The sequence below is a fragment of the Azohydromonas australica DSM 1124 genome (assembly GCF_000430725.1).
GTDB classification, from domain to species: domain Bacteria; phylum Pseudomonadota; class Gammaproteobacteria; order Burkholderiales; family Burkholderiaceae_C; genus Azohydromonas; species Azohydromonas australica.
The window spans coordinates 1-19,697 of sequence record NZ_AUMO01000110.1 but is presented as its reverse complement, the minus strand read 5'-3'; the positions used below and the strand labels follow the sequence as shown (position 1 = coordinate 19,697).

The following is a 19,697-nucleotide window of genomic DNA, read 5'->3' as shown; positions in this document are numbered from 1 at the left end:
GTATGCGCGCAATTAACCACGTCTTGAGGACCGTGACGGCTGTTGAGAAGGTACGTGCCCACGTAGGCAGATGGGCACGTAATGTCAGACAGTCATCTTTCCGAGTTGGCGCAGCGGCTGGTCATCGGCCACAAGCGTGACGGGCGCAGCATCTACGACGAGGGTGCCAAGCACGAGCTGGTCATGGCGTGCCTGGAGCCGGGCGCGTCGCTGGCCAAGATCGCACGCGCATGCAGCGTCAATGCCAACCAGCTCGCCAGCTGGGTACGGCAGCACGAACGCTCAGTGGCACAGAGCACGCCGCCCAGCGGCGAGATCGTGGAGGCCCAGGCACCGAACTTCGTGCCGGTACGCATCGAGCATCCTGAACTGGCCACGGCCGAACCGGTGGTGAACTTGCAGGCCCGGCTGCCCAACGGCGTCGTGCTGGACCTGCGCGGCTGCGACCTGGACCAGGCGTGCAGCGTGATCGAGGCCTTGGGGAGGCTGCGGTGTTCCGCTTCAACGAAGGGCTGAAGGTCTACCTACACCGCCCGGCGGTGGACTTCCGCATGGGCATCAACGGCCTGGCACTGCTGGTGGAGCAGTCGCTGGGGCTTAACCCGTTCGCCGAGTGCGTGTACGTGTTCCGCAACCAGCGGCGCAACCGGGTGAAGATCCTGGGCTGGGACCGCAACGGGTTCTGGCTGCTTTTTAAACGGCTCGAGGCCGATAAGTTCGTCTGGCCCGACGAAGCGGCGGTGCCGACGCTGACGGTGGAGCAGTTGCACTGGCTGCTGGAGGGCATCAACGTAGCCGCCGTGAGGCGGCATCCGCAGCGGGTGTACGAGCACGTCGGCTGACGCGCTGGGGTGACGGCCGGGTGCTGCAGCGGTACCGGCCACGGCGAAGTTCTCGCACAATGGGGCGTCCCACCGGCCCAGCCCGACGCCACGAGAACAACGCCGCCGATGCAGCAGATGCCCAGCGCCGAAGAGTTCCAGGCCCTGCAGCAGGCGCTGACCGAGGCTGCCTGCCGCAACGAGGCGCTGGTCGGCCAGCTGCGCGTGGTGCGCACCGAGCGTGACCTGCTGCAGGAGCAGCTCAACCGGTTCAAGCGGCAGCTCTTCGCTGCCAAGAGCGAGGTCCGCGGGACCGAGCAGAAGGACCTGTTCTTCAACGAGGCCGAGGAGCTCGGCGCCGGCGCTGCCCCAGCCGCTGAGGAAGGCTGCGCGCAGGACGGCGACAGCGTCGACGTGCCGGCGCACAAGCGCGCCAAGCGCGGCCGCAAGCCGCTGGACCCAGCCTTGCCGCGCGAGGTCGTGCGCCACGAACTGCCCGAGTCCGAGCGCGTGTGCCCGCACGACGGTGCCACGCTGCAGGAGATCGGCGTGGAAGCCAGCGAGCAGCTCGACATCATCCCGCAGCAGGTGCGCGTCATCCGCCACGAGCGGGTGAAGTACGCGTGCCCGTGCTGTGACGGTGGCCTGCGCCTGGCGGCCAAGCCCGCGCAGGTCATCCCCAAGGGACTGTTCACCGAGGGGCTGCTGGCCTGGGTCATCACCTCCAAGTACCTCGACGGCCTGCCGCTGTACCGCCAGGCGGCGCTGCTGGGGCGCTTCGGCGGCACGGATCTGTCGCGCAACACCATGGCCGCGGGCATCGTGCGCGTGGGCCAGGCTGTGCAGCCCCTCATCAACCTCATGCGCGACCGGCTGCTGGAGGCGCCGCTGATCTACGGCGACGAGACCGAGATCCAGGTGCTCAAGGAGCCCGGGCGAAAGGCGCAGACCAAGAGCTACATGTGGGTGCAAATGACCGAAGGGTCGGGGACCGACGGTACCGGGCCGCCGATCCGGCTCTTCGCCTACTCACCGTCGCGCAGTGCTCAGACCGCGCTGGATCTGTATGCCGGCGTACATGCGGGCAGCGTGCTGATGAGCGACGGCTACGATCCCTATGACAACGTCGCTGAAGCCAACAAGCTGGTGCACTTGGCCTGCTGGGCGCACTGCCGCAGGCGGTTCAACGACGCCGTGCAGGCGCTGGCCAAGAACAAGCGTGGCCCCGACCAGGTGGCTGTGCAGTTCATGGACCTCATCGGCCGGCTGTACCACGTCGAGTCGGTGGCCAGGAAGGACGAGCTCAGTGCCAGCGCACTAAAGCAGCGACGTCAGCAGCAGAGCGTTCCGATCCTTGATGAGATTGAGCGACTGCTGCTGGCCAAGCTCCACACAGTGATGCCCAAGTCGCTGCTGGGCAAGGCGCTGCACTATGCCCACGGACAGTGGTCCAAGCTCAAGCGCTATGTTGATGATGGCAACTACGTCATCGACAACAATGTGTGCGAGAACGCGATCCGTCCGTTCGTAGTCGGCAGACGGGCATGGCTCTTCAGCGACACAGTGGCCGGTGCCAACGCCAGTGCGAACCTGTACTCGCTGCTGCAAACCTGCATCGCCAACGGCATCGACGGCTACTGGTACCTGCGCCGGCTTCTGACCGAGTTGCCCAAGGCCAACACCGTGGACGACTACGAGGCGCTGCTGCCCTGGAACCTCGGACCGACGGCGAGCTGACCGCCGCTGCAGCCTGGCAGCAAGCATATCCAGCGCTCGTCCGCCAGTACGGGGAAGATTGCGCGCTTACGTCGGAGAAGCCGTGACCGCAACCAAGCCCGGCGCGCAGGCCATTACCGGCGGAGAGTGCACACCGCTGCGCTGGCGCGCGGAATGTCCCTATTTCGCCGCTGAGGTCGGCGGGCACGTACAGCCGCTTTAGCTGTTCGCATGTCGCGTCGTCGTTTGGCTTCCAGAGGTTGTTGCGCTTCTCTAAGTCGATCACGCTCTTGGGAAGGCGCTTCTCTATGGACTGTCAGCCGACTCGCTGTGACGTCTAGGGCAACTCTGAGCGGATCACTTCAATTTTCATGTTCTGCGCTGGTTTGTCCATGCCGTGGCCCATGGGCACGAGCAGCCGCGCAAGCAATTTCAAGACGTACTCGGATGGCATGTCGAGCAGCTGCATCAACTCGTCCAGCAGCTTGCAGATGGTCTTCTGGTGCTCCGAGATTTTCACGAGCAATTCCAAGAACTTGGTCGTGCCGCTGTCGGTTGCTTGAATGGAACTCATCGTCGTCGTCCTCTTGCGGCTTCTCGCTCACGTAATTCACGAGAGCGTCGAAGCTCGATCTGCAGTCCTGCCGGCGTTGCAGCACCTTGGCCAACATGCTCAGCTTCCCAGTCGCGTGATGGCTCGCGTGATCTCTGCCAGCAGCGCCGCGTACTCATGCTGCAGCGCACCGCCACCCTGGCGGAACAGCGCCTTCTGCTGTCCGCCGAGCAGCCTCAGCTCGTTGAGGATGTGCTCGTCGACGCGTGTCTTCGTTCTGCGTCCGAGCGCAGCGCAGAGCATGAACTGGCCCACGCTCATGCCGCAGTCGGTGGCCTTCTCGCGCACGGTCAGCTCCTCATCCTCGTAGCAGCGGACCGGTGGCAAAAGTCCTGTGCGCTTGCGCTTTTCGCTCATGCTCACTGGTGAGCCTCCCATGCACAGCGGGGCCTCAGGGCGCAGCCCTGAGCAGGTGGGCAGGCGCAGCGCAGGCAGTGCAACGACTGGAGCACAGCCGGTTGTACGGACGCCGCTGGCGGCGGTAGTACACGCCCTACCCTGTCCCGGCACCATGCCCCTTGCCCGGTACAGCACCGTATCACTCGTTCCGTATTATGTCTAGAACGCGGATAACAATCCCGCGTGGATCAACTTCGCTTCAGGAAACGGATGGCCCCATGGCGATCACCGTTGAACAGGTCGATGACCTCCGGTTGAAGCTGCGGGAGATACCTGCGCAAGAAGAGACCAAGCAGAAGTTGACGCTGCAGCAGGCCATTGCCCGGATGGCCGACGAGCTCACGGAGCTGCAGCGCCGGGGATACTCCATGGACGACATCGCGAACATCCTGCGAGGGACTGGGCTGGAAATTTCGCCGCATGCGTTGAAGAACAACCTGAGCCGTTTGCGCAGTACAAAGAAACAGCGTTGCAGACGCAGCGTTGTTGCTGCCACGTGCAACAAAAACGCAAAGGGGAAAGAACTCTCCGCAGGACAAGCAGTGGCAGACGATCAGGACGCATCCGAGCACGCGGGCGTGCACGCTCTGTTGACACATAAGCCTTCACCCGTTGAGAAACGTCTGGAGACCTCGCCAGGGAACGAGCACGGGAGCAGCCACGTGGATCGCACGGGAGGCAGCCTTGTGAACAGCCCGAATGACACCACAAGAGGCACCCAAGTGGATCGCGAAGTGGATTGCGAAGTGGATTGCGAAGTGGATTGCGAAGTGGATAGCCGAGTGGATCGCGAAGTGGATTGCGAAGTGGATAGCCGACTTGAAAACCCGTGGAACAAATTCATAAACGACTTCATCGATCTACATAGGTCTGTTCGGGAGGACGGATCGGGCGGTGCGTCAGGTGACAGCGCCGCCAACACACGACCTGCACGGCGGCACACAGTTAGCGATCTGTAATCACCGCCATCCAGCGGCTTGGATCAGGGAAAGCCGTCGCGGCACCGGGCGCGGCCCAGGAAGCTACGGCGCACATAGGGCGTGAGCGGCTGCCACGGACAGGGCCGCATAGGCATCGGAACGGCCGTGACGACAGCTGCAGGAATTGAAGCGCCAATCAAGGCCGCAGAGCAACCTGGTGCGTTACGCTGCCGGCGGCGTCAATCAGGACGGCTTACCGTGATGGACTCCGCTGCGGCCTACTAACGCACGCGCCAGCGCCGCGAGCGCTGGGCATGAAGCTGCCGTCCTCGTGAGCTGCATTGGTAGCGCTGGGCCACCTCGCAGCGGCGCTCGCGCGAGTCTGACCAGAGCACTCACGGCCGCAGTACCGATGTCTGCGGTTGCACAGCCTGCACGCCAACACCTGCGCGCGGCACCGGGCGCTGTAGGAAAAGTCGGGCGGATGCGTTCGTGGACGGCATGGCGGCAGCGGCTGGATCGTAGCGACAGGCACAGCGGGCCTCAGGTAGCGCGCGTTGTCAATGCCTAGAGCCACAGCTTGAACGGTCAGTTCCGCCACCCTTGGCGCCCTACAGGGCGCCAAGGGTGGCGGGCTCCTTCAACGCTCGCGCCCGAAAAGCGCGTCGTCACCACCGGAAAACCGTGCTTTCTGACCGCCACCGACAGCTGGCCCCGTTGCCGATGTAGACCGCATCCACGGGGCAGCTCAGATCTGCTGCAATGATCTTCAGGGCAGCGGCATGCCGGGCGGTGAGCGCTTCGTTCACAGGAAACAGCCGCTTCACGGATATACCTCCGCTCCTGGGTAAACACGATTCGCCGTCGGCGAGCCGGTTGCTGAAATCGTCCGATTAGCGCCTGACACCACAACGTCTGGCCCGTTCACGAGCAACCGGCGTGCGCCGGCACGTTGGAAACGAGCACTGCGTCACGCGGTCGGCAAGACGTTTTCCAGCAACGACAGCAGCTGTGCGGAGTAATGCGTTTATCCAGCCCACTCGGGGTGCGGCTGCAGCACGTTGCCGGGCGGGCGCTATTAGCCATTCTCGATGGCGACAAGCCGGTAGCCTTCCTGCGGTTCCTGGTGCGCTCTGGCCGTGACTGGACGGCTCCGCCACCGGTGCGCCGTGAAACCACGCTGCCAGCGTCGATCAAGAGCCGCACCACGCTGGCCAACGAGCGCGAAGACCGGAAGCGCGAGCGCGAGGCAGCCGAGGCTCGGGCACAGCGGACAAAGCCGCTAGCCGAGCACCTGCAAGCCTTCGTGATGCTGAAATCCGCATTGGATCAGCGCGTGCTGTAGGCCGCGAGTTAGCCTTTTAAGGCTAATAGAAGATTGCGGTCGCGCTCGTTGCGCCTGCTGCTCAAGCAAGGCCTAGGCTGGTCTGAGCGGCGAGGGCTTTCTTCTTGGCTACCTTGTCGAGTGCCAGACGAACGTGGTCACCAAATGCTTGCCGCAGCCGGTCGTTGGACATCAGCAGGGTGTCGGGAGCCGCGTCCTTGATGGGGTCCAGCGAGAGCTGCTTCTTGAGAGCGCGGTAGCGATGCGTGCGCGTGAACGAGGTCCACAGTTCCGCACGCAGCTCGGCAGGACTCTCAACGTAGCGCTTGAAGCCCTGCTCCGATTCACGCTCGAAGGCCTTGCGCAGCTCCGCGTCGAGCGCCTTGGTGTGTTCCTGGGCCACGCCCTCCGCAGCGACATTGCTTCGCACCGGCTGCACAGCCGTGCGTTCCACTTGGCCCTTGAGCTCGGCCGTAGGTACCGTCCACCCCTCCTTCAGCGCCTTCAGGAACAGCCGCCCGGGGAAGCGCACTTTCTTGGTGTTGTTCGCCACGCGATGACGAACGAACTCGATGGCTTCCTGGATTTGCTCCGGCGTGTACGTCTCGGGATCCTTCATGAGGGCCTGGATGTCGGACGCACCGACACCGAATTCCCCCTTGAGCGTGTCGTAGATGGTCTTGCGCGTCTCGGTCTGCCGCAACGACAGCACCATTGCGCCCTCCTGTTCCCTGAAGGTGAAGCGCAGGTGCGTCACCTTCTTTGAGCCCTGCGCTGTCCTGGTCTCGTACTCGACGTACAAGTCCGACATCTCGTTGATTTGCTGCAGGGCCACCGTCAGCGCATAACGGCGGAACTCCTTGAATTCGTCCATGAATTTCGCGTCATGGGCGCCCATCCAGGTTCGGGCCTCCTCCACGGTCAACCACTCCGTGGGGGACCCCTTGAACTCGACGGACTTTAGCTTCTCGTACAGGGCGTGGGCGTAGGTCGATCGGAAGTTGGAGGTGATACGCAGTGACAAGAAGGTATAGCCCCGGTACGTCTTGTGCAGCTTGCGCATGGCCGGGTCGAACCTGAAATAGACCCGCCCATTGGCCAGCCCGACGAGACCCACCAGCGGAATCGACACGAACTCCGGATTGGTCCCTCCAGCCGACGCGTCCGGCCTCTCCCGCCGGACGACCACGCTGGCCTTCTGCGCCTCCCGCAGCGCCTCGACCAGGTGCTTGTGGTTGCGGCTCGGGTAGTTCACCAAAAACTTGAAGTAATCAACGTCGTACTCGAACTCCAGCTGTTCCACGGGCGCACTGCACGCCAGGTAGTTCATCACGTTGAGCGCCCGTCGGGTGAGGACCGTGGCACCCGAGACATCGACGAAGACGTTGTTCTTCGGGAAAGAGAGGTCGCCTTCCGCGTCAGCGATGGTCGCAGAGCGACCCTTTCGGCCCACGGTTTCCTCAAAGAGCTGTAGCGCGTACTGCTCACCCCCAAAGTTTCCTACTGGCTGGTTGGTGTCCATGCGAGCTACAGACAGGCAAGCTGTTGGCGAAACGGCAATTTAAGGGGATGGTGGGAACAGGTCAACATCAGATACCACCATAGCCACAAAAACACCACAGATTTTTGCTGGCGGAAAGCTGAAGCAGGTGTCACCTGAAACTCAGAAGCCGGGGCCCGGGGCAAGCAGCACAAAGTTTCCCACCTTGGTGAGCACAAACCTTCCCACCTTTCACAAACTTTCCCACTTTCCAGCACAAAGCTTCCCACCTTGGCCGGCACAAACCTTCCCACTTTTCCCAGTTATTCACCACAAAGTTTCCCACCTTGGTCCATTTTCAGCACAAACCTTCCCACCTTTGCGACAGTAAGTTGTTGATGCGTAAAGGATTTTTGAGCCTTTAATGCTTGCTGGCTGTTAATTAAAATAAGCTGGCTAGCTGGTCGGGAAATGCACTTCCAGCTCAAAGCCATTCGATGCCGACCAATGACCGCCGCCTTTCCGAAGCTGTATCCAATGCTGAGCAACGCTGGGTGGACCGTTTTTACGGGGCGCTAGGCTTGCCCGCCCCGATTGCCGGGCGAGTTGGCACGACACATCGCACCGGTGGCCTCCTGAAGTGCCAGCCCGCACTTCCGTGGCTGGGCACGTTGGATCGATGCGTGGCGCGGGATAGGTGCTGGGTGAGGCGAGCATCCAGAGCTTCGCCAGCCACTGCGCCACCGAGAACTGCATGGTGGGAAAGTTTGTGCTGGCTTGTGCGCCGCGACGCTCAACCGCGCTGGCAGTGGTCTGGGTTGGATCGTGGCGCATAAGAGCGTCAGTCGGGAGTACGGCTCTTCGCGTCAGCCTGGATGGTGGGAAGGTTTGTGCTGGCTCGTGTGCTGTAGCGGGCAGCCGCGCCTGCGGGGCGCTGGAAGCAGCCGTGCAAGCGTGGCCCACCAGGGGTACCACCTTCATTCGGGAGCGCTGCATGGTGGGAAAGTTTGTGCCGCCTCGCACGCTGCGGTCGACAGCCGCGTCAGCGGTGGCCCACACGTCATGTCGCAGCACTGAGGTGCGTCACTCGAGGGGCGCAGTTCTGCTCAGTGGGCCTGGATGGTGGGAAGGTTTGTGCTGTGTCACGGTTGCCTCAGGCTCCAGGCAGCAGCCGCGCCAGAGGTGGACGGGTCCCGTGGAGAGGACCGGTCCGCGATCGCTCGCAACGCCTTTCAGGGCGGTTGCATAGTGGGAAAGTTTGTGCCGACTCGCACGCGGGGGCGGACGCCGCACTGATGGCGACCTGGGCCATGCCGCGGGACAGGGAACGTCACTTGGGACCGCGGCATTTCTCAGGGAGTCTCGATGGTGGGAAGGTTTGTGCTAATTCATGCACGGCACCAGGCAGTCACGCCATGGCGGCTTGTGGGTGACCACCACGGATGAGCCGCGCCAGAGCTCGTGATTCCTCTGGGTTGGCTGCATGGTGGGAAAGTTTGTGCCACCTTGCGGGCCGTGGCGGGCGCTCGCGCCAGCGATGGTTGGGGCCACGTTGGCGCGGACCAGCATCTCCCCGGGCCTTGTGCCCTCTTCTGCCCGACCGGATGGTGGGAAAGTTTGTGCTACCTCCGGCATGCGCCTGGGCAGGAAGCCGCCTTTTGAGTCTGCATGGAGCCGGCCGCTGTCCTTGGGCATGGTGGGAAACTTTGTGCTGCCCCAGCCTGCTCGGCCTGTGCATGCGTCCGCTGGTTGACAGCACGGCACCCGTGCCGAAGCAGCCCGCTCGCCCGCTGACGGCTGCGTTCAGCAGCTTCTTGCCTCAGACGGCACAAAGTTTCCCACCATCGCTCACGTGTCCATCAGGGCTATCCAAGCCATCGTAGGTCCTGGGCTCGGGAGGGGGCGTTGCGCGGTGGGCGCTCGCGACGCGAGGAAGCTGTCGTGGCTGGGGAGCGTTGGGAGAGGACCTGGGCGCCCGTGCTGCGCCGTGATCAGCCCGCCAGGCTCCCTCCTGACTCCCGTCCCTCGTATCGATCCAATGACGGGATCACTCCTTGCGGCTTTTGGCTGGTCCGGTGACCTGTTGCAGTTCGCCTTTGCCGTAAATGCTCTCCACCAGCTTGCGGATGCCGTCGCTGAGCTGCGCGAATTTGGCATCGTCTCCGACGCGTGTCATGTCCAGCGAGAAGCGCTCCTTCTCGTGGAACGCCTTCATGGTCAATTGCGCGCCGCTGCTGTATCGGTACGCCAGCAAGTGGGAACGCTCCTTGGTGGCTGGTACCTCGGCTTGCGGCGGGCTCTTGAGTTTGTCCGTCATCCGCATGATGTCCTTGGTGGACAACTCCTGACGTATCGCTTTCTGAGCCAAAGCCACAGCGCGTTCGACATGCTGCCCGTCCGTGCTGCGGGCCTTGTCCGCCTCCCAGTACTTGCGTACCGCCGTCATGAGCTTGAGGTTGTTGCTGGCCTCCACATCTTGCGCGAATACTTCCAGCACCGGCTCGGGCAGGTTACCGAGGTTCACCTTCCGAGAGACTGCACTCTCGTTCTCTTCGACCAGCAGCGCCAGCCCGCGGTTCGTGAGGCGCCCATTGACGATGATGCCCCTCCTCAGCTCCTCCCACGCCGTGCGGCCAGCCTCATCCAGGTCGGGACCGTTCTCTGGGATCAGTCCCATCCGGACTGCGTTGCCCATGAGCTTGTCGGCAAGCCCTGCTTCGGCAGCGAGTTCTTCGTCGCGAAGCAGTTCACGGAAGGACATGGCGTCGTCCAGCACCGATTGGGCCATGCGTTCAGTGTTGGCGCGCCTGGCCTTCACATACCCATCCGCAATGCTTTTCGGGGGCGGGATCACTTCTACCCGCAGGCTTTGAAAGCCCTTCAAAGTAGCGGACCTGAATCGACGGTGACCGTCACTGAGCTGGAACCGGCCATCGTGGCGCCGCCATACCTGCACTGGCGCATCCTGGCCATTGTCGGCAATCGACCTGCCAAGCGTCTCTAGAGCCCCGAGCTGGAAGTTGCGCCGGGGATTGCGAGGGTTTTCGACGATCAGGTTCAGCGGCACGTCCAGCAGCATGTAGGGCTGCTGCTCGCTTGCCGGTGATGGCTGTGTGACCAGGACCGACGCTGCGGGCTTGGCAGGAGCCTGCACGCTTGGCATCGCCGGCGCGGCCGTGGTGGACGCAGGCGCGGGGGCCTCTTCAGTACGGCCCGCTGTTGCAAAGCTCAATGGAATCGCCGGCGCCCTGACCCCCAACTGGTCGATTTGCTCAACCAACTCCTCGGGTGACGGCCTGTTCGTCTTCTTCGAGAAGACGCTCAGTGCCTTGGAGTCGCGTTCCTTGTTTTTCTGTACTGGGGATGCCACCTTTTACTCCTCCTGTGCGGCGATGGCGAGCAACTCGTCGAAGAAGCTCAACACCTCGTTCTTGGCTTGGCGATTCTGCAGCTCGTGGATGGCTTTGCCAGTGCGCGCGGACTCGCCCCAGACGTCACGGTCGTAGAGCGTGGAATCGACGACCGACATGCCGAGGTTGGCAAGCCTCTTTCGAACAGCGGCTTCAGTTTGTTTCGCACGCAACGAAGTCCCGACCTTGGCCATCACCACCAAGGTCTTCGTATTCTTCAGCTTGAGTGCCTGCAGGTAATCCCAGGACGAGTGCAGGCTGCGCACGTCGTCCTCGTCTTCTGAAGTGGGCATCAGTACCAGGGACGACTTCTTTGCTGCTTCTGCAAGTTGCTGGTAACCCTGCGCAGGGATGTCCACCACCACCAGGTCGTACTCGCTCTCCAGGCGCTGCAGGGTCTTGCCAAGCTTCTCCGGGTTGTTCCACTGGGACTCCACGTCGCACACGGGCATGGCGCGCTTCTGTCGCAGCGCAATCCAGGTCGCTGCCGACATCTGCCGGTCCGTATCGACGAGGCATGTCCTGACCCCCCGTGTGTGCGCCCATGCGGCCAAGTTCCGCGCAAGCGCCGTCTTTGCCACACCTCCCTTTTCAGTACCAAAAGTTATGATCATGAAAACACTTGTTTTTTAACCAATCCATATATGGTAGTAGCCATCGAGTGTTTTCTTCAATAGCTTTGAGGTTTTTTAGCCACTTGAGGTCGACCGGCACGCGGGCGGCGCCGCATTGGTTATGGGCCGTATGCGCAGTGGCATAACAGGATGCTCATATGTGAGCTGCGTCAGACTGACTCGAAGGTGTCGTTGGTGGCCAATGGTGTCATTGGCAGCCGATTGTTCCTTGTCCAAGTTAGGCGCTTCATGGCGGGTGATTTGAGCGCGCACCAAACGTGCAATGGGCGCGAGGCTCTTGAGGCACGCGGGGCGTTGTGGCTGTACCTTTGCCCTGCGTCTGATCCGATCGATCAAGTCTGGTCCTAGCTTGAGAAGTTATTGCACAGCTCACAAGTGTGCATTTCGAACGTCTATAGGCCAGCAATGGTGGACCGCTGGACGTCTTCAGACCCGTGCGAGGCACCCTCTACATTGAGCGCGGCGGCTGCGGCTGACTTGGCTGAAACCGCACCACTGGGATCGAGTCCGTACGTGTTCACCGATGGAGGTTGAGTGATGCAGCACTGCACGGGACCGTAACTGCATGCGGGCGCGAGCCTTGTCCAGCGTGGACAGCGGCGCCACCGTCTGCGCCGCGCTGGTCGTTCGTCTTGGTGTCTTGGATGTAGCGGTCCCTCGGTCCGCGATCGGACTGAATCTCATGCCGGTGAGCCATGGCATCCGGCACGGCCTGGCTCCGCACCAGGGCACCCTTGGTGTGCTTGGTTATCGTTTGCGCCGGAGCAAACGAGTTCAGGCACAGCTGCGGGCTTGATGAGGCGGCACACCAGATCGACCGGTGCGGCCATCCCTGTGCCTGTGGCGCACTTCAGGACAGCACCTCATGGCTGAAAGTGCAAGGCAGCCGCGCCAGCTGGTTGATTCGTTTGCTCCGGAGCAAACGACATGGTGTTCAGGCACAAAGACCTTGCAAGACGTGACGGGAGTTGTCTCGGGGATGCTCTTCTGTGGCCGGGCTGCTTGAGCATTGCACTGGGCCAGAATCATGTGCTCTGTCTTCGCCGGGGGACGTTTGCGCCGGAGCAAACGAGATGGGTTGGGCTACAAGAGTTTTGATACTGTGTGGTGCCTTCTCACCTGCAGGCCCGCTCACGAATGGTTCCATGACGAACTTCCGGCTGCAGCACCGCACCACAGATGATTGAGAGAACCGGGTCGTTCACTTAAGGTGCTTGCTCCGTTTGCGCCGGAGCAAACGACATGGCGCGTGGTCATAGCGAAGTGCAGCAACCTGCCGGGCCTGCAAGCTTAATCACCAAGCCCCCTGTGACCGTCCTTGTCGGCGGCTGCAAGTGCTATTGGGTCGGTGAGGCAAGGGCAGCTCCCTGCTTTCTTTGCCTGGTTTGCGCCGGAGCAAACGGACCACTGTTCAGTCTTGATGGGTCTGCAGCAACTTGCCGAACCTGCTCCGTCAGTAAGCCGTTGTTTTATGGTCGGCCTTCTGTAATAGGTGCATGCCGAACTCGGTCGGCATTGCGATCGAAGTTGAGATGCTGATCGGCGCACTGTCTGCTAAGGCCCGGTGGACGCGAGGGCGAGCGCATTGCGTGCGGGTCTTTCCGTTAAGGCTGTTCTAGGTCCAACGCGCCTGTCAGTAGCTTCCTGCCTCGTTTGCTCCGGAGCAAACCAATTGTGCGCTAGGGGCTCCGGCGCCTTCAAGGGCGGTGCACCACCTCCGAACTGCTCATTCATGTTGAGGAGAGGCTGCATGCCGGCTCAGTACGGCATACCAGGGCACATGTTGCGAGCGGTCTTGCCTGCTTATTTCAAGCCGTTCAACGCCGTCTGCGGCCCCAAGCGAACTTCTCAAACTCGCCTATTGAGCGATGTACATGCTGTACAGCGAGGCCGGAAAGAATGTACCGGTTTGCGTTGGAGATTCTCTGTCGCCACAGTGATGTATTGTGGCAATGGCACAAGTTTTTGACGGGGTATATGGAGCCTGTAAGAACTGCTTGGGTCAGTGCTCAACTCAGATAGCGCATGCCCAGCTGATCAATGAGGTCCATGATCGTTTCCTCTACACCGGCGTCCAGGACGCTACGCTGCAGCGCGGCAACGCTGATGTGTTGTACCGGGATCCGATCCGCGAACAGCACCACGGAGCGGCTTTGGTCGAAGAGCCTGGACATCCATAGCAGCCCCTGCGCCTGTGGCATGCGTTCATACAGATGCTGTGCCAGCGCACGAGTGGCGGAATAGCGCACGGCGTTGGTATCGATGACCTGGCTTCTGAGCAGTCCCATCCGGCGCAACCCAGTGCTGCTGAGGTCGATCAGTGTGAGCGGGCCACTGCAGTTCAATTGCGACAGCACCAAGGATTTGGCCTCGATGTCGGCGCGCTGCAGATGCGCACCGGCAGATGGACAGGGTGCCTCGTGGAACACCGTCTCCATCAGCGCGCCTTCAACCCTGTCAGCGGCGTACATCACCGGCAGCACCGTCCCGTCAGGGCGTCTGAGCGGGCTGAAGCGCGCATGGCTGGCGGGGTTGGGATTGAAGGCGTCGCCGGCGTAGCGGCTGGGATGCACTCGCCACCAGCCATCGATGTTGACCTGTGCGAGGTGAGGGGTGCCCTGGATCGCTGCGATCAGCTCATCCATGCAGGGCGCCCGCGCGGTGTTGCTCCAGCGCGTGAAGCACCAACTGCGGCGCCTTCTCCAGCAACTCACGGGGACGCTGGCCGTCCAGGTAGGAGTTCGGCGACTCCATCCAGCTGGCGATGCGCAGCGGCGAGCCTTCGCCAAAAACGTTCACGATGCGCTGGACGATGGGCAACGGGCGGAACATCGCATCGACGGCGTAGCGCGGATACCAATCCCGCCCCTGCCGCGGAATCGAGAACAACCGCCCCTCGCGCTTCCAGCGGTTGACCTTGGAAGCCGCTGCCCGGCGCTGTGATGCCGGGATGTCTTGCGGCCTGACCGCAGTCCCGCAGACCAGCGCCTCGGCTGCTTCAGCCTGCTCACCCATCTCCTCGGTGCTGAGCCATTCGGCGTTGCGGAAGATGTCCTTGAGGGCTTCAGCCGTCATGCGCGCGCGGCGCACGTCCAGTGGGGTCAACTGCACGCCTTGCAGGAAGTCTTCCACCAGCCGCTCATGCAACTGCTCGCCCTGGGCAAGCAGCCGCTCGGTGGCGATCTCAGCCAGGGCATTCACGGTGTTGCGCAGTGCTTCTTCCCGCAGGCGCAGCCGTTCGATGTCGGCACTGGAGCGATGCACCGTCACTTCGAAGGAGAGGGATGCGTTGAGCCGTGGCATGGCAGGGTGGGAGCGTGTTTTCCGTGCTCATGGTAGCAAGACCACAGAAAGCATGAAGGCAGCGGTTTCATGCGGGCGGCGTACCGGACAATTACCGGTACGGCATCCTTCCGCTCTGACGCACCAGCCCATCAGCCCATGCGCTTGCTCCAGTACAAGGATCTTGATCTGCGCCGCGTGCGGCCGGCGTTCGACAAGGTGCGTGCAGCCATCGAGGCCGGCGACTTCCGCTCCGCCGACGTGAAGAAGCTGCATGCGGGGCCGTACTACCGCGCGCGGCTGGACCACGCCAACCGGCTGCTGCTGCAGTTCGCGCGCATCGATGGCCAGACCGTGTGCCTGGCGTTGGAGGTCATCCTCAACCACGCCTACGACCACTCGCGCTTCCTGCGCGGCGCGGCGGTGGACGAGGCCAAGATCGAGCACGAGCCGCCGGCCGAACCCGCAGCGGTGCCCGAGGCGGAGTTCGCGCCGCTGCACTGGCTGCATCCGCAGCGTGCGCAGTTCGAGCTACTGGACAAGCCCGTCGTGTTCGACGATGCGCAGGACGCGCTGGCGCGGCAGCCCCTGCCGCTGGTGGTAGCCGGCTCCGCCGGCTCGGGCAAGACGGCGCTGACCATTTCCCGGCTGCGCGAGCTGCCCGGGCGGGTGCTGTACGTCACGCTCTCGCCCTACCTCGCGCAGGGAGCAATCTCGCTCTACGGCGCCCATGGTTTTGAGAATCCGGCGCAGGAAGCGGAGTTCCTGAGCTTCCGCGAGTTTCTGGAGACCATGCGCGTGCCTCCTGGGCGCGAGGTGGACCTGCGGTCTTTTCGCGGCTGGTTCGACCGCCACCGCCAGGCCGTGCGCGACCTCGGCGACATCGACGCCCATGCGCTGTTCGAGGAGTTTCGCGGCGTCGTCGGCGCCCAGCCCGGCGGGCCGCTGGCGCTGGCGGACTACCTGGCGCTGGGTCCGCGCCAGAGCCTGCTGCCGGCTTCGGCGCGCGAGGGCGCGCACGCGCTGTTCCAGCGTTACCGCCAGTGGCTGGCCGAGGCTGGGCTCTTTGACGCCAACTTGGTGGCGCACGAATGGCGTCCCTTGGCCGCCCCCGAGTACGACTTCGTGGTCGTGGACGAGGTGCAGGACTTCACGCCGGTGCAGCTGGCGCTGGTGCTGGCCACGCTGAAATCGCCGGGGCAGTTCCTGCTGTGCGGCGACAGCAACCAGATCGTGCACCCGAACTTCTTCTCCTGGGCCGCGGTAAAGACGATGTTCTGGCACGGCCTGGCCGGCGCAGCGGCGCAGCGCCAGCAACTGCACGTACTGCAGGCCAACTTTCGCAACACCCGCCACGTCACGGAGCTGGCCAACCGGCTGCTCAAGGTCAAGCAGTCGCGCTTCGGCTCGGTGGACCGCGAGAGCAACTTCCTGGTCGAGAGCACGTCAGGCGAGGAGGGCGACGCCTCGCTGGTGCCGGCCAAGGACACGGCGCTCAAGGCGCTGGACGCGGCCACGCGCGCATCCGTGCAGCACGCAGTGATCGTGCTGCGCGACGAGGACAAGGCCGCAGCGCGCGAGCACTTCCGCACCCCGCTGCTGTTCTCGGTGCACGAGGCCAAGGGCCTGGAGTACCCGCACGTGGTGCTGTTCAACCTGGTGTCCGGGCAGCGCGCGGCCTATGCCGAGGTATGCGAGGGCGTCACCGCGGCTGATGTCCAGCGCCAGACACTGGAGTACGCCCGCGCGCGGGACAAGTCCGACCGTTCGCTGGAGGTGTTCAAGTTCTATGTCAACGCGCTGTACGTGGCGATGACGCGCGCGGTGCGCTCGCTCACGCTGGTGGAGAGCGAAACGGGCCATGCGCTGCTGGACCTGCTGGGCCTGCGGCCCGGCGAGGCCAGCCTGCAGTCCGCGCGGGCATCCACCAAGGATGAGTGGGCGCAGGAGGCGCGCAAGCTGGAGCTGCAGGGCAAGGCCGAGCAGGCGCAGGCTATCCGTGAGGTCTTCCTACAGCACCGCCCCGTGCCCTGGACGCCGTGGGACCAAGCCCACATCGAGCAGTTCGCGCTCAAGGCCTTCGATGCCACCAGCCCGAGCACCAAGCCCCGGCAGGCGATCTTCGACTACGCGCTGTGGCACGGCCAGCAGCACTGGATCGAGCAGCTGGCTGCCGTGAGCTTCCCGGCAGCGCGCAGCCTGGTCGTGGACGGCGAGTTCCTGGGTGCCGGCTGGCATGACACGCGCGACATCCGGGTGCCGCTATGGGAGCAGGGAGAGATGCTGGTGCGCCGCACGGTCGCCGCGCTGCGTCAGCGCCACCTGCAGCCCTATGCGGCGAAGAACTTCAAGGAGGTGCTGCGCCAGGCCGATGTGCATGGCGTGGACCACCGCACGCCGGTTGGCGCCACGGCGCTGATGCTGGCCGCGCGTGCCGGCAACGCGGCCCTCGTCCAGGCGCTACTGGACAAGGGCGCGGATCCGGATGTGCGCGACGAGTTCGGGCACACGGCCTGGCTGTTCGCGGTCAACCGCGCGCTGGAGGAGCCGGAGTTCGCCAAGACCGGATTGCCGGCACTCTTCGACCTGCTCTCTGCGCCAACCCTGGATGTGCAGAGCGACGGCCGCCTGGTGCGCATCGAGCGCCATCAAGGCGAGTACTGGATGCTCACGCTCATGCTCGCGGGACTCAAGACCCAGTGGTCGCGTTGCACGCAGCGGCCGCTGGAGCCCTGGAAGTACCAGGAAGGCTTCTTTGCCGAGCAGTTGCAGGGCGTGCTCGAGGCCCTGCCGCCGCACCTGTGGAGCGACAAGCGGCGCAAGCGCAGCTACGTGAACCACGTGCTGGCCCGCGGTGAAGTGGACAGCGACTACCGGCCGGCACGCCGGCTCTGGCGCCGCGCGCGCCACGGTCGCTACCTTCCCAACCCAGCAATGCTGCTGCGCCATGGCGAGGGCTGGCAGCCGGTATACGAGGCGCTGAACCTGGCATGGCTCGACCGGGGCTGTGGTGGCGAGACGCTTTATTGGGTGCGGCCGGCGCAGCTGCTCAGCCAACTGGGCGTGATGGCCACGACACCGGTGTCGGACAGCCGGACGCCACCCTCACCATGACTGGCGCAATGCCGCATGGGGCGGCTTGACACCTCACCGGCCCACGGTATCCGTGGGACCGCGAAGCGTCTGGTGTCCGGCATGGCAGCGGTACTGTTGGTCGTTGATGCCAGGAGCCTGACCCACAATGGCGCCTTTCCTGCCGGATCAGGCCCATGTCCCGCATCGATGCCCTGCAGATCACCCCGGTCGAGGCCAGCCCGGCATTGACGCCGCAGCAAAAGCGCTTCAACAGCCTCATCCGACAGATCGAGCAGGCGCGCCGCACGTTGGCAACGTGGCACGACAGCATTCCCGTGTACGGCACTGCCTACACCCAGGTGCTGCTGCCGCTGCAGACAGCGATCATGGCCGCGCGCCGGGATTGGTCCTTCGCGCTGGATGCCCAGCTCACGCAGCACCGCTGGGCCAAGGCCGAGCGCGAGACACTGCGCACGCTGTTGTGCGAGGCCGCTGGAGAACTCCTAGGCACCCGCGACGACGATGCCGAACTGAAGGCACTGTTCGACAAGCATGCTGAAGTCGACTTCGACACCGAGCGGCAGAAGGTGGCCCTGGCCATGAAGGACCTGGCGCAGGCCGTGACCGGACTGGACCTGGGTGACGACGAAGGCATCCGTACCGAGGCCGATTTCCTCGAGCGCATGCAGCAGGGGATGCGAGCCCAGGAGCAAGCCGAGGAGGCCGCGGCCGCCGAGCGTGAGGCGGCGACCCCACGCCGGCGAAAGACCGCCGCACAGCAGCGCAAGGAAGCCGAGGCCCAGCAGGCCACGCAGTCCCTGCGCGAGATCTTTCGCCAGCTCGCCAGTCTCCTGCACCCTGACCGCGAAACCGATCCGCGCCAGCGGGAGGCCAAGAACGCACTCATGCAGAAGGTCAACCAGGCCTACGCGGCCAACGACCTGCTGAGCCTGCTGGAGCTGCAATTGCAGGTCGAGCAGATCGACGCCAACCACATCGCCAAGGCCGGCAACGAGCGGTTGAAGCACTACAACAAGGTGCTGTCCGAGCAGCTGCAGGAGCTCAAGCACGAGCTTGCCCGCGTGGAGGCCATGTTCCGGTTGGATTTCAACCTGGACCCCGGCTGGGGTCTGGATCCGCGCAAGCTGGGCCAGCTGCTGGAGGGCCATGCCCGACGCCTGCGCGCCGAGCTGCAGCGGCAGCAGCGCGACCTGCTCATGCTGGAAGACGTCGGCACGACCAAGCGCTGGCTCAAGCGCCAGCAGCAGCTGTTGCGCCAAGCCGACTTCGGCACCGATTTTTTCTGACCAACGTGGCGGTCGGCCATCGTCGCGGGCTGACCTTTCAGAAGGTCACCCTGAAGTCCCTTCAGCAGCGACCCGGTGGCTCAAGCGGCACTGGGACGCCGAGCTTCAGCCCAGCTGCTTCCAGAGCTTCTTCATCTCCTTGGCCACGCGGTGCGACTCGGCGTGCACGTACTGCGACGTGGTGGTGAGGCTGGCGTGGCCCAGCAGCGCGCCCACCACGTCCAGCGGAACGCCGGCAGCCACCGCCGTGCTGGCGCTGGTGTGGCGCAGCCAGTGGGCCGAGGCCAGGCGCAGGCGCTGCGCGCCCAGCCGGTCCTTGCCCTCCAGGCGCTGCGCCACGCGCTCGAAGAGGCGCTGCAGGTCGTCGTGGATGGTCTGCGGGCGCACGCCGTCGCCCTTGTAGGTGGGGGTGCCGTCCGGCAGCGCCGTCACGGTCTCGATGGTCCCGGAGGCGTCCACCACGTCCATGCGGCCGGCGCTGGGCAGCTTCAGGTACAGGTCGTCCACCTTGCCGATGAGGTACGTGCCCGGCGGCACGTGCTCCAGGCCGTCGGGCAGCCCGCGCGCGGCCAGATAGGCCTGCAGGGCGTGCACCAGGTCCTCGGGCAGCGGCACCTCGCGGTACTTGCTGCGCTTGCCCACCACGTGCAGCACCCAGCCGCCGTCGCCCTGCTGCGAGGGCGGTATCCACTCCAGATGGTCGCGCCGCGCGGCG

15 protein-coding genes are annotated in these 19,697 nt (G+C 63.9%); 7 read left to right on the top strand and 8 right to left on the bottom strand.

Annotated features, from left to right (window positions below; genetic code table 11):
• The first annotated feature begins 81 nt into the window (after positions 1–81).
• The 3 genes from H537_RS0116815 (at position 82) to tnpC (ending at position 2,558) form a co-directional block, all read left to right on the top strand.
• Positions 82–516: a transposase gene (locus H537_RS0116815; protein WP_028998778.1), complete on the top strand. Its 435-nt coding sequence runs from the start codon at positions 82–84 to the stop codon at positions 514–516.
• Positions 492–842 (top strand): IS66 family insertion sequence element accessory protein TnpB, encoded by a 351-nt coding sequence (gene tnpB, locus H537_RS0116810; RefSeq protein ID WP_028998779.1) that lies wholly within the window; start codon positions 492–494, stop codon positions 840–842. Before H537_RS0116815 ends, tnpB begins: the two co-directional genes overlap by 25 nt.
• Positions 843–950: 108 nt before the next feature.
• Positions 951–2,558, top strand: a complete 1,608-nt coding sequence (gene tnpC, locus H537_RS0116805; protein ID WP_028998780.1) for an IS66 family transposase — start codon at positions 951–953, stop codon at positions 2,556–2,558.
• A gap of 316 nt (positions 2,559–2,874) precedes the next feature.
• Here tnpC and H537_RS0116800 read toward each other — a convergent pair whose 3' ends face one another.
• The gene (locus H537_RS0116800; RefSeq protein WP_028998798.1) at positions 2,875–3,111 is read right to left on the bottom strand and encodes a hypothetical protein; all 237 of its coding nucleotides are present in this window, start codon (positions 3,109–3,111) and stop codon (positions 2,875–2,877) included.
• A gap of 99 nt (positions 3,112–3,210) precedes the next feature.
• Positions 3,211–3,507, bottom strand: a complete 297-nt coding sequence (mobA, locus tag H537_RS0116795) for a plasmid mobilization protein MobA (RefSeq protein WP_051242818.1) — start codon at positions 3,505–3,507, stop codon at positions 3,211–3,213.
• A 260-nt stretch (positions 3,508–3,767) separates the two neighbouring features.
• Between mobA and H537_RS53020 the strand changes: the two genes are divergently transcribed.
• Both H537_RS53020 and H537_RS53015 read left to right on the top strand, forming a co-directional pair.
• Positions 3,768–4,508, top strand: coding sequence for a hypothetical protein (locus H537_RS53020; protein WP_156901780.1), 741 nt, complete (start codon positions 3,768–3,770; stop codon positions 4,506–4,508).
• A gap of 982 nt (positions 4,509–5,490) precedes the next feature.
• A complete protein-coding gene (locus tag H537_RS53015; RefSeq protein WP_156901779.1) occupies positions 5,491–5,814 on the top strand; it encodes a hypothetical protein in 324 nt (107 codons plus the stop codon).
• A gap of 61 nt (positions 5,815–5,875) precedes the next feature.
• On the opposite strand, the gene H537_RS43690 is transcribed toward H537_RS53015, so the two are convergent.
• From H537_RS43690 to H537_RS49400, 5 genes are all read right to left on the bottom strand, one after another.
• Complete coding sequence (locus tag H537_RS43690; protein WP_051242816.1) at positions 5,876–7,315, bottom strand: replication initiation protein; 1,440 nt, start codon at positions 7,313–7,315, stop codon at positions 5,876–5,878.
• A gap of 2,005 nt (positions 7,316–9,320) precedes the next feature.
• Positions 9,321–10,643: a ParB/RepB/Spo0J family partition protein gene (locus H537_RS43685; protein ID WP_156901778.1), complete on the bottom strand. Its 1,323-nt coding sequence runs from the start codon at positions 10,641–10,643 to the stop codon at positions 9,321–9,323.
• 3 nt (positions 10,644–10,646) lie between these two features.
• Entirely contained in the window at positions 10,647–11,297 is a 651-nt protein-coding gene (locus H537_RS0116770) for an AAA family ATPase (protein ID WP_084150741.1), read from the bottom strand.
• Between the two features lie 2,030 nt (positions 11,298–13,327).
• The gene (locus H537_RS43680) at positions 13,328–13,963 is read right to left on the bottom strand and encodes an RES family NAD+ phosphorylase (RefSeq protein WP_051242814.1); all 636 of its coding nucleotides are present in this window, start codon (positions 13,961–13,963) and stop codon (positions 13,328–13,330) included.
• Complete coding sequence (locus H537_RS49400; protein WP_051242812.1) at positions 13,956–14,621, bottom strand: MbcA/ParS/Xre antitoxin family protein; 666 nt, start codon at positions 14,619–14,621, stop codon at positions 13,956–13,958. The genes H537_RS43680 and H537_RS49400 overlap by 8 nt, the downstream gene beginning before the upstream one ends.
• Before the next feature lie 138 nt (positions 14,622–14,759).
• On the opposite strand from H537_RS49400, the gene H537_RS43670 reads away from it, so the two are divergent.
• Together H537_RS43670 and H537_RS0116750 are read left to right on the top strand one after the other, a co-directional pair.
• Complete coding sequence (locus tag H537_RS43670) at positions 14,760–17,714, top strand: ankyrin repeat domain-containing protein (protein ID WP_051242809.1); 2,955 nt, start codon at positions 14,760–14,762, stop codon at positions 17,712–17,714.
• A gap of 155 nt (positions 17,715–17,869) precedes the next feature.
• Entirely contained in the window at positions 17,870–18,982 is a 1,113-nt protein-coding gene (locus H537_RS0116750) for a J domain-containing protein (protein WP_028998793.1), read from the top strand.
• A 105-nt stretch (positions 18,983–19,087) separates the two neighbouring features.
• On the opposite strand, the gene H537_RS43665 is transcribed toward H537_RS0116750, so the two are convergent.
• On the bottom strand, positions 19,088–19,697 hold a 610-nt coding region (locus H537_RS43665; RefSeq protein ID WP_043459040.1), incomplete at its 5' end, for a tyrosine-type recombinase/integrase.